This is a genomic window from Janthinobacterium sp. 64 (assembly GCF_002813325.1).
Taxonomy (GTDB): domain Bacteria; phylum Pseudomonadota; class Gammaproteobacteria; order Burkholderiales; family Burkholderiaceae_D; genus Janthinobacterium.
On the sequence record NZ_PHUG01000001.1, the window covers coordinates 3,749,371 to 3,764,711 of the forward strand.

Genomic DNA, 15,341 nt, shown 5'->3' on the forward strand with positions numbered 1-15,341 from the left:
GCAGGCATCAAAGTGACCCTCCGCCTTGGCGACAGGCCCTGGCATTGCGCCACTTTGCCCCCACATGTGATGCAGCCCCACCGACTATCCGTTTCACCTACTGAAGAGATCCCATACCGCATGAGCACATTTGAAAAAGTCAGCAGCAACTTCATTCCAGTCTTGCAGGCAACCATCGAACAATATGTCGAGCCAGCAACGGGCATGCGCCATATCCACATGCATACCGAGCAGGCTGAGATGGTGTTCCTGGTGGCCTTTCCCACTGTGCCCGAAGTGAGCGACGGACGCGCCCACATCCTGGAACACCTGGCCTTGTGCGGCTCGTCGCGCTACCCGGTGCGCGACCCGTTTTTCTCGATGCTGCGCCGCTCGACGGCCACCTTCATGAATGCGATGACCTATCCGGACCGCACCGTGTACCCGTTCGCCAGCACCGACCGCAAGGATTTCTTCAACCTGCTCGACGTGTACCTCGACGCGGCCTTCTTCCCCAACCTCGATTACCTGAATTTCCGCCAGGAAGGCTGGCGCCATGCGTTCGAAGGCGACAAACTCGTGTACCAGGGCATCGTCTTCAATGAAATGAAGGGCGCTTTCAACAGCCCCATGCGCGCGCTCGACAGCGGCATCGCCAGCGCCTTGCTCAAGGGCACGACGTATGAAGTGGAATCGGGCGGCGATCCGCTGAATATCCCCGAGTTGACGCATGACATGCTGAAAGAATTCCACGCCAGCCATTATCACCCGTCGCAAGCCGTGATCATGACTGCCGGCAATATCGAAGCGTCGGCCGTGCAGGAACAGGTAAGCGAGCGCGTGTTGTCCAAGCTCAGCGGTTTCTCCGCACGCCGCCTGCCGCAGCTGGCCCCTGCCTGGACGGCGCCGCAGGAAAATATTGTGAAAATTCCGTCGCAGGAAGCGCGCGACGATGAATTCGGCCTGCAATTTGCCTGGCTGATGGGCGAATCGAGCGACCCCATCGCCTACTACCACGCGCATCTGCTGTCGCACGGCTTGCTGGGCGAATCGTCGGCACCCGTCATGCGCGCCATGGAATCGGCCGGCTATGGCCGCCCATCGGACATGAATGGCCGCGACGCGGGCATCCGCCAGATGGTGTTCCACATCGGCATGGAAGGTTTAACCAAAGAACAGATCGCCGACGCGCACCAGCGCATCTGGACGGCGCTGGAAGAGACGGCGCAAGAGGGCATTCCCGCCGCCGTGCTGCACGCCGCCTTGCGCGACATCAAATACAGCCAGCGCGAAATCAGCAGCGGCCGCATGCCGTACGGCCTGGGCCGCTTGCTGCACGCCTTGCCGCTGGCCATGTATGGCGGCGACGTGATGGACGCCTTCGACAATGCGGCCATCCTGGAAACCTTGGAACAGCAGATCGACGATCCTGAATTCTTCAAGCAACTGGTGCGCGAACTGATCGCCAACCCGACCCGTTTGACGACGCACGTGGTACCCGACAGCGCCTACTTCACGGACCGCGCCGCCCAGGAAGACGCGAAACTGGCGGCCTTGCAGGCGACGCTGACGGATGCCGAGCGCGAGCACATCGTGGCCGAGTCCGCCGCGCTGGAAGCGCATCAGCAACTGCCATCGAATTCGGAAGTGCTGCCGCGCATCCGCCCTGGCGACGTCAGCGCCGCGCCGCGCCCGGCCCTGCCGATTCCCCCCGCCGTCGACGGCGCCGTGGCGTTTTCCATTGCCTCGAACGGCATTAGCTATGCCAATGTGCTGTACGACGTGTCGGGCTTGCCGGAAGCGTCGTGGCCATGGCTGCGTCTGTACACGGACCTGGCGCCGGAACTGGGCGTGGGCGACATGTCGTTCGACGACGCCAGCGCCTGGCGCCAGAGCATGGTCCCATCGTTCCACATCGGCCTGGAAGCCATTCCCCGCCCGCAACAGGCGATGCGCGTGGAATTGTCGTTCTCGGCCAGCGGCTTGCGCGAAGAACACGCGGCGATCGCCGCCGTGCTGTCGGCCTGGATCGCCAAGCCCCGCTTCGATGAAGAAGAGCGCCTGGCTTTCCTGATCGAAAGCCTGGTGCAAGACAAACTCTCCAGCCTGGCCGAATCGGGCAACCGCTACGCCATGCTGGCCTCGGCAGCTCCCCTGTCGCCCACGCGCCGCTTCGACGACATCGTCGGCGGCCCGGCTGCACTGCCGTTCTACCGCCGTTTGCAGCAGCTGAGCAAGACGTCGGCAGGCTTGCAGGAAATCGCGCGAGAGCTCGACACCCTGCACGCGCACATCATCGCCCAGCAGCCGACCGTGCTGTGCGCGGGCCTGGAGCACGATGGCATCACCCTGGCCCGCTTGCTGGAATTGCCAGCGGCCAGCGTCGACACGGCTGTCCCTACGGCAACGGAAGCGCCAGCAGCCTTGCCGCTGGCCAACACTGCCCTGCATGCGACGAGCCAGATCAACCATTGCTTCGTTTCCTGGGCCGTGCCCGGCGTGCACAATCCGGACGCCTCGGCCCTGGCTGTCGCCGCTGAACTGATGACCAACCAGGTGCTGCATACGGCCCTGCGCGAAAAAGGCGGCGCGTATGGCGGCAGCGCCAGCTACGCGGCCGGCGCCGGCACGTTTACATTGAGCTCCTACCGCGACCCGCGCCTGGCCGGCACGTTCGCCGACTTCGGCACGACGCTCGATCAAATCCTCGACGGCGATTTCTCGCAGGAGCAGGTGGAAGAAGCCATCATCTGCGTCATCAAGGGCCTCGACAAGCCGCATTCGCCGTACGCGGAAGCGCTGACGGCGTGGAACATGCAGCAGCGCGGCACGACGGAAGCCGTGCGCCAGCAATTCCGCACCGGCGTATTAACTTGCACCCTGGCGCAGATCAAGGCCGTCACGCGCATCTGGCTGAAAAACGGCCAGCCTAGCCGCGCCGCGTTTGCGGGCAATACGACGCAAGACCTGGCAGGCCTGGACGTGGTCGACCTGTTGGCGCTGGCCAGCTAAGCGCGCCGTACCGGATTCAATACCGCAACTATTGCGGTATTGAATCCGCTTCCATGAACATCAACTCCCATTGATGCCCATCAAGATCCTGGAAACTGTGCCCATACATGAAGCCGAAATCCATCGGCTCCTTGTAGAGGCTGCCGCCCGCCTGGACGGCTTTCGCCACCAGCGCATCGACTTCGCCGCGGCTCTCGGCCGACAAACACACGAGTACTTCCGTCGCCACGGTGGTATCGCACAGTTGCTTGGGCGTGAACTGCTTGAATTTATCGTGCGTCAACAGCATCACGAAAATGTCATCGGTGACGATCATGCACGTCGCCGTTTCATCCGTGAAATGGGCATTGAAGCTGAAGCCCAGCGCCGTGAAAAACGCCACGGAGCGTTCCAGCGACTGGACGGGCAGATTGACAAAGATTTTGCGGGCCATCATGTCTCCTTGTAGGTCGAATGCGTACAGCGTGCCCGCCGATTCTACACCGGCTTGTTACGTGCCAGCGCGTCCCACGCTCTTCGGCGCACAGCCAAAATAGCGGCTGAACGCGGCGCTGAAATTGGACGGATGGCGATAGCCCGTTTGCCAGCCCGCCTGCGCCACCTGACACCCATTTTCCAGCAGTAACTTTGCCCGCTGCATGCGCAGCGCCAGCAGGGTGCGCTGCGGACTGTCGTTGTAGCGGTAGCGCCATCCCTGCTTGAGTTTGAACAAGCTCAGGCCCGCTTGCGCACACAGGTAATCGAGCGTGAGGTCTTGCGCCATCTGTTCCTGCATCAGCGCATGGACGCGCTCCAGCTTGATGATATCGGCCTCGGACCAGCGCGGCACAGGAGCGGACGCGGGCGCGGGACGCAGTGCACGCAACTGTTCCGCCAGGATACTGAGCACGCTGATATGCACGGCCAGCGGGTCCGTCGCGCGCAGCAGCGAGCGCGCGTGCAGGGCGGCAGTGGGTGTGGTGGCCGCATGCGCCAACTGGCGCGCGCCGCCGTGGGGCAGCAGGGAAGTCAAGCCTTCCGGCCAGTAGCGCGCCAGCGCCTCTTCGCCGACCAGCACGCGCAATTGCGCCGCCCGTTGATGCGCCTCGAAACGGCGCTCGCCGCTGACGTGGTGAAACGCCGTCACCGTCGTATGCCCTCCCCGGAAATGCAATTGTTCGCCATCGCGCGTGACGTAGCCGGATGCGCCTTCCAGGCCGATGGTAATGACCAGGCCACCCGCATCGTCATGCTGCGATGGCTCGACGAGCGCAAGGCGCGGGCGGTAGTCGGAATGCACGAGCAGCAAGCCCTGGTCGACCTGGCGCTGGTCGGCGCGGCACTCTTTCAACCCCGGGTCCAGCTGGCGCCGCGTCCAGCCTGCCGCTTCCCTGTCCTGTTCCCTCATCGCTCCCCCTGTTTTCCGCGCGCCGTCGCGCATACGAAATGCGCCGTGCCGCATACAAATGCAAATGATAATTATTCTCATTGTTGCATAAAATAGGCGCACACGCCCATCTCGTCGAAAGGAACTTTCATGTTATTCACGTCACAGCATGCCTTACAGCCTTACTGGGACCTGGCCGTCGCGCCCGTGCAGGCGGACGGGCTGGCCGCCGCCCTGGAACTGGGTATTTTCGAGATGCTGGCCACGCCGCACACGCCGGCGCAGCTGGCCGACACCCTGTCGCTGCACGCGCCGCACACGGCGCTGCTGCTGGAACTGCTCTGGAGCATGCAGGTGCTGGAACGCGACGGAGCCGATGCCGATGCAGACACACAGCGCTACCGCTGCACGGCCGCCACCTTGCAGTATTTCTGCCGCAACTCGGTGGCCTTTTGCGGCGACGCCTGGCTGTACCGGCTGCATGCGCTGCGCCACTTCGCCACACAGCTCAGTACGCTGGTGCGCGAGGGTGGCAAGGCCGCGCCCTACAGCACGGCAAATGGAGTCAACTGGGCCGTTGCCGCGCAGCAGCAGATCGGCCAGGAACAACGCGCCGTCACCATGCGCGCGGCCCTGTCCGCGATGCAACGGATCGCCCCGTTTGCAGACGGCAACACGCCGCTGCGCCTGCTCGACCTGGGGGGCGGACCGGGCTGGGTTGCCATTGCGCTGGCGCAAGCTCATGCGGGCTTGCACGGCTGCGTTTTCGACTGGCCGGAAACGGTGGCCGTGGCGGCCGCCAACATCGCCCATGCGCAACTCTCTGACCGCCTGGAGACGGTGGGCGGCGACCTGGACAGCGACGATATCGGCAACGGTTACGATCTCATCTGGTGCTCGTTCGTGCTGCATTTCGTGCCCGACATGGCGGCGGCCTTGCGCAAGATCCATGCGGCCTTGAAACCGGGCGGCGTGTTCGTCTGCGTGCAAGCGGAAATCGCCCCGGCAGCCGTTGATGCGGCGCGCGTGCTGCCGTATTACTTGCCGATGCGCATGCTGGGCCGCACGGTGACGCGCCAGGGGGAATTGGCGCAATTGCTGCGCGACACGGGCTGGCGGCAAGTGGAGCAGCACGGCGCCAGCGATTTTCCCATGGCGCCCGTGCAAGTGCTGATTGCGCGCAGTTGAATGGCAGGCGTTTTACGCCGCATCTTGCTGCAGCGATTCGATGATCAGGCCGGCCAGGCGCTCGACGGGCGGCCTGGACACGCTGGACGCGCGCAGCAGTTCCAGCGACAACGGGGGCAGGGCGGGCAAGCCCGCCGCCGCGTGATCGAGCGCGCACACGGACGAGGGCAGGCCGTACGCCGTGCGCACCGTCACGCCCAGCCCGGCAGCGGCCGCCGCCCACAGTCCCGCCAGGCTGGGGCTGGTAAACGCCGTGCGCCAGGCGATGCCGGCATGGTCCAGCGCCTGCGTGGCGCAGCGCTGGAACAGGCAGTCGCGGTCGAACGTAATCAACGGCAGCGGTTCGCCCGATTCGGGCCGCCAGGCCAGGCTGGACGAGGCGATCCAGCGCATGGCCGGTTCGGCGATATGCTGGCGCTGCTGCGGCGGATACTCGGCCACGTCGGCGATGCAGGCGCCGCCCCACAGCAGGGCCAGGTCCAGCTGGCCCATGGCCAGCCCTTGCATCAAAGCCGTGTTGCGCGCCACGTGCGCCTCGATGCGCACTTTCGGGTGCGCGCGGGCAAAGCGCCCCAGCACGTCGGGCAGCAAGGCTTCGCCAAAATCCTCCTGCAAGCCGAGCCGTATCCAGCCTTCCAGTTCCGCGCCGCGCAAGGCGACGGCCGCCTCGTCATTGAGTTCCAGCAGGCGGCGCGCATAGCCGAGCAGGACTTCGCCGGCCGGCGTCAGCGCCAGCCCCCGGCCATCCTTGCGGAACAGCGGCATGCCGGCCTGCTCCTCAAGTTTTTTCAGCTGCGCGCTGACGGCCGAGGTGGAACGGCCCACCTTGTCGGCCGCGCGGGCAAAGCTGCGCAGCTCGATGCCAGCCACATAGCTGCGCAGGAAGGCGATGTCGAAATTCAGCAGGCTCATGGTAGCAATTCAATCGTCCGGTTTTGTGGGATGGTGCAACGTAAATTATCTGATATTCAGAATGATCGTACTGCGCAACACTGTCAGGGTCAACCACTTTCCTGTCCCTGCCATGAGCACCAATTGCCAAGCTATTCCTGTTCCTGTCCCCGTCACTGCGCCCGCACTGGGCAATGCCCACCGCTGGAAAGTGCTGGCCGTCGGTGTGGCGGCCAATGCCAGCTTTTCCGCCGCCGCCAACGGCATGCCCACCACGGCCATCTGGCTGCGCAGCGGCTATCACCTGAGTAATACGCAACTGGGGGTGGCGCTGGGCGCCATGGGCCTGGGCGTGGCCCTGACCGAATTGCCGTGGGGTATGGCCACCGACCGCTGGGGCGACCGCCCCGTGCTGCTGACCGGCTTGCTGGGCACCATGCTCGCGCTGTTGACCTTGCTGCTGTGGATCACGCCCGCTGACGGGTCCGTGCCGCCCTTATGGGCGCTGGCGGCCGGGCTGGCGCTGGTCGGCGTGCTGGGCGGCAGCGTGAATGGCGCCAGCGGCCGCGCCGTGATGCGCTGGTTCGGCCCGGGCGAACGGGGTTTCGCCATGAGCATCCGCCAGACGGCCGTGCCCATGGGCGGCGGCCTCGGCGCCCTCGTCCTGCCCAGCCTGGCATCGTCCTATGGCTTCATGCCCGTGTTTGGCGCCCTGGCCCTCGTATGCGGCCTGTCGGCGTTTTTTACGTGGCGCTGGATGCATGAGCCCGATTTCTCTGCCGAGGCCGCCACAGGGCCGCACAACGCGTCCACGGGCCTATCTGCAGTGAAGACGCCGCTGCCATTAAAAAATCGCAAAGTCTGGCGCATGGTGGCGGCCATCGGCTTGCTGTGCGTGCCGCAGTTTGCCGTGCTCAGCTATGCCACCGTGTTCCTGCACGACCATGGCCACCTGGGCCTGGCAGCCATCACGGCCGTGATGGTGGCCCTGCAGGCGGGCGCCATGGTGATGCGCATCTGGAGCGGGCGCCACACGGACCGCCACGCGAACCGGCCCGCTTACTTGCGCGGCTCGGCCTTGGTGGCGCTGGCCTCGTTCATTTTGCTGGGATGCATCGCCTGGCTGCAGGCGCCGGGCTGGCTGCTGATGGCCGCCGTGGTGCTCGCCGGCATCGCCGTGTCCGCCTGGCATGGCGTGGCCTACACGGAACTGGCCACGGAAGCGGGCGGCGCCAATGCGGGCACGGCCCTGGGCATGGCGAACACGGCCGTATATGCGGGCCTGTTCCTCACGCCGATCGCCATCCCGCATTTGCTGGCGGCCAGCAACTGGTCCGTCGTGTGGTGGCTGGCGGGGCTGGTGGCGCTTGCTACCCGCCCCTTGTTTCCGAAAGACTAGGACAGCACCCTGATCCGGTACACGCAGCGCATGGCGTTGGCCAGCACGTGCTGCTCGCGCACGATGCTGGCGTGCGGTCCCACCACTTCCTGGAACAGCTGCAGTTCGGAGCGGCAAAAGCCCTGGCAGGTGCGCGCGGCGGCGCAGATGGGGCAATGGTCTTCGATCAGCAGCCAGTCCTCGCCGTCCGCTTCCACGCGCGCCATATAGCCCTCCTCATCGCGCACGGCCGCCAGTTGCTGCAAGCGCGTGGGCAAATCCGGCGCCGAGCACGCCAGCGCATACGCGCTGCGGCTTTCCTCTTCGCGCTGCGTGATCAATTTGTCCAGCCCCGCTTCGCCGAACAGCTGGCGCACCGAACCGATCAGCTTGATCGTCAGCTGCGCATGCGTGTCGGGAAAGCGCGCATTGCCCGCTTCCGTCAAGACCCAGTTCTGGCGCGGCCGGCCGGCGCCCGCCTGCGCTTCCTGGCGTCCCTCGATCAAGCCCGCCGCCACCAGCTTTTGCACTTGCTGGCGCGCCGCCTCGCCCGTCATGTCCAGGGTCTTGGCCAGGGTCGCCGTGGAGACGGGTCCCTTGGTCTTGATGAAATACAGGATGCGCTCCGTCGTTTGCGGCGCTTCGCTATTATCCAAACGTTTACTTGTGTAATTCATTTCGCTCAACTATCATGAGGCCAGTTAACCAACTAATTGCTTGCATAATAGGCCGGTAGCTCCCCGCTGTCGAGGAGTTTCCACGTCCGCGTGCCGGCAAGACACTCTTTGGACTGGATTTCTTATGCAGCTGCAGCACTCGATCTGGCTGTTTCACGCCATCCTCGCCACCGGCCTGGCCACCTGGCTAAGCCTGGCCGCCATCAACAACCTGCACGCCTTTCACGGCTCCGTCTGGGCCATCGGCAACACCATGCGCATGGACCCGCTGCGCCAGGACCCGACCATCCAGACGCCGCTGCTGCGCCGCGCGCTCACGTCCTTGACCCTGCACCGGCTGTCGCTGGGCGTGGTGCTGGCCTTGCAGCTGCTGGCCGCCATTGCCGCCTGGACGGGCGTGACACTGTTTCTCGGCGGCGGCCTGGCCGCTGCCTTGCCCTGGCTGAACCTGGCCTTGTGCGCCATGGCCGCCTTTTTGCTGCTGATGCACCTGGGCGGCCTGTGGTTCGGCTACTGGATCGCGCAGGAAGGCTTGCAGACGACGCATTTGGTGCTGCTGCTGTGGACCATCGCGCTGTTTGTACTTTTCAACGCGCAGCGGACCTGATCAGCCTCCGCTGCGCCTCTTCTTCCCCGCTGTAAAAAGGACTTCATCATGCATACGAAACTCGTCGGCGCTTCCGCGCTGGCCATCACCCTGGCCGTCGCTGGCGCCGCGCTGTACCCGCGCGCGGATTCCCATGCGGCCGATGCCGCCGCCACTGCCGCCACCAAGGTGGCGCTGGTGCCCGTCGTGCTGGGCACGCAGGAACGCTACTTCGCCGGCGTGGGCGAGCTGGAAGCGGCGCGCCAGGTGCAGGTGGCCGCCGAAACGGGCGGACGCGTCACGCAGATCCGCTTCGCATCGGGCCAGCAGGTGGCAGCTGGCGCCGTGCTGGTACAACTGAATGACGCCCAAGAACAGGCGATGCTGCTGCGCCAGCGCGCGCAGCTGAAAAACGCGGAAAGCAGCCATGCCCGCACGGTGCAGATGGTGAAGGAAAAAGCGGCCACGCAGGAGCAGCTCGATAGCGCCCTGGCCGCGCGCGACGCGGCCCTGGGCGACGTGCGCCAGACGCAGGCGCTGATCGCGCAAAAAACCATCCGCGCGCCGTTCGCCGGGCAGCTGGGCATCCGCAAGGTGCACGCGGGCCAGTACCTGAACACGGCCGATACGGTGGCCAGCCTGATCGACACGAAGTCGCTGCTGGTGAACTTCGCGCTCGATGAACAGAGCAGCGCGAAACTGGCGCCGGGCCAGGCCGTGCAAGTGCTGGTGGACGCCTATCCCGGCGACATCTTCACGGCGAAGATCAACGCCATCGATCCGCTGATCGCCCGTTCGCGCATGGTGCAGGTGCAGGCGGCGCTGACCAATCCGCGCGGTGCGCTCAAGGCAGGCATGTACGCGAATGTGCGCGTGGCGCGCGAAGCAGGAAAACAGCTGACGGTACCGGAAACGGCCGTGACCTACAGCGCGTATGGCGACACGGTCTTCGTCGCGCAGCAGGAAGGAAAACAGCCGCTCACCGTCAAGCGCGTGGGCGTGAAACTGGGCGAGCGGGCAGGGGGCCGCGTGGCCATTCTTGACGGTTTGCGCGAAGGCCAGCGCGTGGTCGCTTCGGGCCAGCTGAAACTGGCCGACGGCATGGCCGTGCAAGCCGTCGCCAATACCCTGGACGAAGTAAAACGCGCCGCGCCCAAGGCCGGCTCGTAAAGGAAAGGCATCACCATGAAATTTACCGATTTATTCGTACGCCGCCCCGTGCTGGCGCTGGTGATCAGCACCTTGATACTGATGCTGGGCGTGATCGCCATGCTGCAGCTGCCGATCCGCCAATACCCGATGCTCGAATCGTCCACCATTACCGTGAAAACTACGTATCCGGGCGCCTCGGCGGAACTGATGCAGGGTTTTGTCACGCAGCCGATTGCGCAAGCCGTGTCATCCGTGGAAGGCATCGACTACCTCACCTCGTCGTCGGTGCAAGGCAGCAGCACGGTCACCGTGCGCATGGAATTGAACCGCGATTCCACGCAGGCGCTGACGGAAGTCATGGCCAAGGTCAACCAGGTGCGCTACAAGCTGCCCGAAGGGGCGTTTGACCCCGTCATCGAGCGCGCGGCTGGCGATTCGTCTGCCGTCGCCTATGTCGGCTTTGCCAGCGAAAGCGTCTCCGCGCCCGCGCTGACGGACTACCTGGCGCGCGTGGTGCAACCGATGTTCGCCACCATCGACGGCGTGGCAAAGGTCGACGTGTATGGCGGCCAGCAACTGGCCATGCGTTTGTGGATCGACCCGGCGAAACTGGCGGCGCGCGGCTTGACGGCGGCCGACGTGGCCGACGCCGTGCGGCGCAATAACTACCAGGCCGCGCCCGGCAAAGTGAAGGGACAATTCGTCGTCTCGAACATCAGCGTCAACACGGATCTGACCAGCGTGGCGGAGTTCCGCGACATGGTCGTCAAGCAGGGCGGCGATGACGGCACCGCCCTCGTGCGTCTGAAAGACGTGGGCACGGTGGAACTGGGCGCGGCCGCCACGGAGACGAGCGGCATCATGGACGGCGTGCCGGCCGTGTATCTGGGCCTGTCGCCCACGCCGGGCGGCAACCCGCTGGTGATCGTCGACGGCATCAAAAAGCTGCTGCCCGAGATCCAGAAAACCCTGCCGCCCGGCGTGAAAGTCGAGCTGGCGTTCGAGACGGCGCGCTTCATCCAGTCGTCCATCGACGAGGTGGCGCACACGCTGCTCGAAGCGCTGCTGATCGTCGTCATCGTCATCTACCTGTGCATGGGTTCCCTGCGCTCCGTGCTGATTCCCGTCGTGACGATTCCGCTGTCGATGCTGGGTGCGGCCGCGCTGATGCTGGCCTTCGGTTTCAGCATCAATTTGCTCACCTTGCTGGCGATGGTGCTGGCCGTGGGCCTGGTGGTCGACGACGCCATCGTCGTGGTGGAAAACGTGCACCGGCATATCGAGGAAGGCAAGACGCCCGTGGCCGCCGCCCTCGTCGGCGCGCGCGAAGTGGCCGGTCCCGTGATCGCCATGACGATCACCCTGGCCGCCGTGTATGCACCGATCGGCATGATGGGGGGACTCACGGGCGCACTGTTCAAGGAATTCGCGCTGACCCTGGCCGGCGCCGTGGTGGTGTCGGGCGTGGTGGCGCTGACCTTGTCTCCCGTGATGAGCTCCCTGCTGCTGCAGCCCAAACAATCGGAAGGGCGCATGGCGCGCGCCGCCGAGCATTTCTTCGAGGGCCTCACCAGCCGCTATGCGCGCCTGCTGGACCGCTCGCTGCACCACCGCTGGCTCAGTGCCGGTTTCGCCGCGCTGGTGATGGTCAGTTTGCCGTTTCTGTACCTGCTGCCGCAGCGCGAACTGGCGCCGGCGGAAGACCAGGCCAGCGTGCTGACGGCGATCAAGGCGCCACAACACGCCAACCTCGATTACGTGGAGCGCTTCTCGTACAAGCTCGATGCCATCTACAAAAATATCCCCGAAACGGACTCGCGCTGGATCATCAACGGCGGCGAAGGGCCGGCATCGAGCATCGGCGGCATCAACCTGACGCCGTGGGCGGAACGCGCGCGCAACGCGGCCGTCATCCAGGCCGAACTCCAGCACGCCGTGGGCGACGTGGAAGGCACCAGCATCTTTGCCTTCCAGCTGGCGCCCTTGCCCGGATCGAGCGGCGGCTTGCCCGTGCAGATGGTCTTGCGCAGCGCGCAGGATTACGCCACCCTGTTCCGCACCATGGAAGACGTCAAGCAGCGCGCGCGCGCAAGCGGCCTGTTTGCCGTCGTCGACAGCGACCTCGATTACAACAACCCGGTGGTCAAAGTGAGCGTGGACCGTTCCAAGGCGAACAGCCTGGGCATCCGCATGCAGGACATCGGCGAGTCGCTGGCCGTGCTGGTGGGCGAAAATTATCTGAACCGCTTCGGCATGGATGGCCGCGCCTACGACGTCATCGCACAGAGCCCGCGCGAACAGCGGCTCACGGCGCAAGCGCTGACGCAGCAGTACGTGCGCGCCGACGACGGCAGCCTGCTGCCCCTGTCCGCCGTCGTCTCGGTGAGCGAACAGATCGAACCGAACATGCTGACCCAGTTCAATCAGCAAAATGCGGCCACCTTCCAGGGCGTGCCGGCGCCGGGCGTGACCCTGGGCGACGCCGTCGCCTTCCTCGATGGCGTGGCCAAGACCCTGCCGCCCGGTTTCAGCTACGACTGGCAATCGGACGCGCGCCAGTTCGCCACGGAAGGCAATGCGCTGCTGCTGGCCTTTTTGGCGGCCGTCGTCGTCATCTACCTGGTGCTGGCGGCGCAGTATGAAAGCCTGACGGACCCGTTGATCATTTTGATCACCGTGCCCCTGTCGATCTGCGGCGCGCTGATTCCGCTGGCCCTCGGCTACGCCACCGTCAACATCTACACGCAGATCGGCCTCGTGACCCTGATCGGCTTGATCAGCAAGCACGGCATTTTGATGGTGGAATTCGCCAATGAATTGCAGGTGCATGAAGGGCTCGACCGCCTCAGCGCCATCCGCAAGGCGGCGCAAATCCGCTTGCGTCCGATTTTGATGACGACGGCCGCCATGGTGGTGGGCCTGGTGCCGCTGCTGTTCGCTTCCGGCGCGGGCGCCAACAGCCGCTTCGGCCTCGGCGTGGTGATCGTCTCGGGCATGCTGATCGGCACCTTCTTTACGCTGTTCGTGCTGCCCACCGTGTACACCTTTCTGGCCCGCCGCCACACGGCCGACCATGCCACGCCGCGCGCGCGCGAGCTGTCGCAGGCGCTGAAGGAATCCGTATGAAAAATTACCGCTATCTTGTCTCTCTTTTCCCCGTGCTGGCCGGCTGCGCCATCAGTCCCGCCTATGTCGCACCTGGCACGCCCGCCATCCATTTGGCCAGCCCGCAGCAAGCGCAATTCGCACCCGGCACGAGCACCGTCAGCGAAGCCGCCTGGTGGACGTTTTTCGACGATGCGCGCCTGTCGCAGCTGATCGCCAGCGCGCTCGAACACAACCTCGATATCGCCCAGGCGCAGGCGAACCTGCTGGCCGCGCGGGCCGTCTTCGACGAACGCCGGCTCGATGAACTGCCTGCCGTCACGGGACAGGCCGGCTGGCAGCGCCAGGTGCGGCAAGACACGCCAGACAGCCGCGCCGCCAGCGCCAGCACGCGCGTAGGCTTCGACGCGCAATGGGAGATTGACCTGTTCGGCCGCCTGGCGCACATGAGCCGTTCGGCGCAGGCGCGCGCCGACGCGGCGCAGGCGGACTTGCGGCAGGTGCAGCTGACGATTGCCGCCGACGTGGCGCGCAATTACTACGAGGCGCTGGGCTACCAGCACAACCTGGCGCTGACACAGGCGCAGGTGCACAGCTGGCGCGACACGGTGGCATTGACCGACGCGCGCATCCGCGCCGGCAGCGGCTTGCCGGAAGAGCGCCACAACGCGCTGGCCAACCTGGCGCGCAGTGAGGCGATGCTGCCGCCCTTGCAGGCGGGTTTGCGCCAGGCGCAGTACCGGCTCGATGTCTTGAGCGGACAAGCGCCTGGCGCCATCGCGCTGGCCACCACGCCGCGCCAGCAGGCGCCGCTGGCGGGCCAGCTGCCGCTCGGCGACGTCAACCGCCTGATCAAACAGCGTCCCGACGTGGTGCGCGCCGAGCGCCTGCTGGCCGCCTCCAGCGAAGACGTGGGGGCCGCCACGGCCGACCTGTATCCGCGCCTGAGCCTGGGCGGTTTCCTGGGCTTCTTCGCGCTGCGCGGCAGCGGCGTGTTCGACGGCGGCGCGCGCGCGTTCGAGGTGGCGCCATCGGTCAGCTATCCGGCCTTCCGCCTGGGCAGCGTGCGGGCACGCTTGCGCGGTACGCAGGCCGAAGCGCAAGGCGCGCTGGCGCGCTATGAACAAACGATACTGATGGCGCAGGAAGACGTGGAAAACGCCGTCACCCAGCTGGCCGAAAACCAGACGCGGTTGGCCGCATTGTTGGAATCGGCACGCCATGGCAACGCGGCCCTCGGCATCGCCAGCACGCGTTATCAAGGCGGTACCGGCAGCTACCAGGCGGTGCTGGAAAACCAGCGCGCCTTGTTCGATATCCGGCGCGAAGCGCTGCTGGCGGAAACGGCGTCCTACATCGATGCGATTGCCCTGTACAAGGCGCTGGGATGGGGGCAAACTATGTAGCATTTTTTGCTCATGAGGAGATGCGATGTTCACGCAAGGCAGCTGGCTCAATGCACCGGAAAACTGGTCCGCCGACGACGCGCAATTGTGCGTGACGACGGATGCCCACACGGATTTCTGGCGCAAGACCTCATACGGTTTTATCCGCGACAGCGGCCACTTTTTCGGCATGCAAATCGACGGTGATTTCACGGCGCAGCTGCATGTGGCGGCGCAGTATGCGGCGCTGTACGACCAGGCCGGCATGATGGTGCGCATCGATGCGGACAACTGGATCAAGTGCGGTGTCGAATTTTCCGATGGCCAGCTCTTGTTGAGCACCGTGCTGACGGTCGATACCTCCGATTGGGCCGTCAGCATCGCGCCCGCCATGCCGGACGGTTTCTGGCTGCGCGTGACGGTGGAAAAGGGTGCCATCCGCGTGCAGTATTCGACCGATGGCCAGCGCTGGCCGCTGCTGCGCCTGGCGCCATTTCCCATGGCATCGCGCTATCTCGTCGGCCCCATGTGCTGCACGCCGGAACGCGCTGGACTTGAAGTCGTGTTTTCGCAGTTTTCCACCGGCCCGGCGCTGCAAAAGGACTTGCACGATCTCACTTAG

General features: G+C 65.2%; 12 protein-coding genes. 8 read left to right on the forward strand and 4 right to left on the reverse strand.

Features of this window, described 5'->3' with window-relative positions; all coding sequences use genetic code 11:
• Nucleotides 1–120: 120 nt before the first annotated feature.
• Nucleotides 121–2,991: an insulinase family protein gene (locus CLU91_RS16465; protein ID WP_100875017.1), complete on the forward strand. Its 2,871-nt coding sequence runs from the start codon at nt 121–123 to the stop codon at nt 2,989–2,991.
• Between the two features lie 28 nt (nt 2,992–3,019).
• Here the strand turns inward: CLU91_RS16465 and CLU91_RS16470 are convergent, their stop codons facing one another.
• Both CLU91_RS16470 and CLU91_RS16475 read right to left on the reverse strand, forming a co-directional pair.
• On the reverse strand, nt 3,020–3,424 hold the full coding sequence (locus tag CLU91_RS16470; protein WP_100875018.1) for a VOC family protein: 405 nt from the start codon (nt 3,422–3,424) through the stop codon (nt 3,020–3,022).
• 57 nt (nt 3,425–3,481) lie between these two features.
• Nucleotides 3,482–4,378 (reverse strand): helix-turn-helix domain-containing protein, encoded by an 897-nt coding sequence (locus tag CLU91_RS16475; protein ID WP_100875019.1) that lies wholly within the window; start codon nt 4,376–4,378, stop codon nt 3,482–3,484.
• 129 nt (nt 4,379–4,507) lie between these two features.
• On the opposite strand from CLU91_RS16475, the gene CLU91_RS16480 reads away from it, so the two are divergent.
• Nucleotides 4,508–5,545, forward strand: a complete 1,038-nt coding sequence (locus tag CLU91_RS16480) for a methyltransferase domain-containing protein (RefSeq protein WP_100875020.1) — start codon at nt 4,508–4,510, stop codon at nt 5,543–5,545.
• 12 nt (nt 5,546–5,557) lie between these two features.
• Here CLU91_RS16480 and CLU91_RS16485 read toward each other — a convergent pair whose 3' ends face one another.
• Nucleotides 5,558–6,457: a LysR substrate-binding domain-containing protein gene (locus CLU91_RS16485; RefSeq protein ID WP_100875021.1), complete on the reverse strand. Its 900-nt coding sequence runs from the start codon at nt 6,455–6,457 to the stop codon at nt 5,558–5,560.
• Nucleotides 6,458–6,569: 112 nt separating this feature from the next.
• Here CLU91_RS16485 and CLU91_RS16490 point away from each other — a divergent pair, with 112 nt between their 5' ends.
• Nucleotides 6,570–7,835, forward strand: coding sequence for an MFS transporter (locus CLU91_RS16490; protein ID WP_100876778.1), 1,266 nt, complete (start codon nt 6,570–6,572; stop codon nt 7,833–7,835).
• On the opposite strand, the gene CLU91_RS16495 is transcribed toward CLU91_RS16490, so the two are convergent.
• Nucleotides 7,832–8,491, reverse strand: a complete 660-nt coding sequence (locus tag CLU91_RS16495; RefSeq protein WP_100876779.1) for a helix-turn-helix transcriptional regulator — start codon at nt 8,489–8,491, stop codon at nt 7,832–7,834. The genes CLU91_RS16490 and CLU91_RS16495 overlap by 4 nt on opposite strands.
• A gap of 124 nt (nt 8,492–8,615) precedes the next feature.
• Between CLU91_RS16495 and CLU91_RS16500 the strand changes: the two genes are divergently transcribed.
• The 5 genes from CLU91_RS16500 to CLU91_RS16520 are packed head-to-tail and all read left to right on the forward strand — an operon-like array spanning nt 8,616 to nt 15,341.
• Entirely contained in the window at nt 8,616–9,098 is a 483-nt protein-coding gene (locus CLU91_RS16500) for a DUF2165 family protein (protein WP_100875022.1), read from the forward strand.
• Between the two features lie 48 nt (nt 9,099–9,146).
• A complete protein-coding gene (locus CLU91_RS16505) occupies nt 9,147–10,247 on the forward strand; it encodes an efflux RND transporter periplasmic adaptor subunit (protein ID WP_100875023.1) in 1,101 nt (366 codons plus the stop codon).
• A gap of 15 nt (nt 10,248–10,262) precedes the next feature.
• Complete coding sequence (locus CLU91_RS16510; protein WP_100875024.1) at nt 10,263–13,355, forward strand: MexW/MexI family multidrug efflux RND transporter permease subunit; 3,093 nt, start codon at nt 10,263–10,265, stop codon at nt 13,353–13,355.
• Complete coding sequence (locus CLU91_RS16515; RefSeq protein WP_100875025.1) at nt 13,352–14,740, forward strand: efflux transporter outer membrane subunit; 1,389 nt, start codon at nt 13,352–13,354, stop codon at nt 14,738–14,740. Before CLU91_RS16510 ends, CLU91_RS16515 begins: the two co-directional genes overlap by 4 nt.
• 25 nt (nt 14,741–14,765) lie before the next feature.
• A complete protein-coding gene (locus CLU91_RS16520) occupies nt 14,766–15,341 on the forward strand; it encodes a DUF1349 domain-containing protein (protein ID WP_100875026.1) in 576 nt (191 codons plus the stop codon).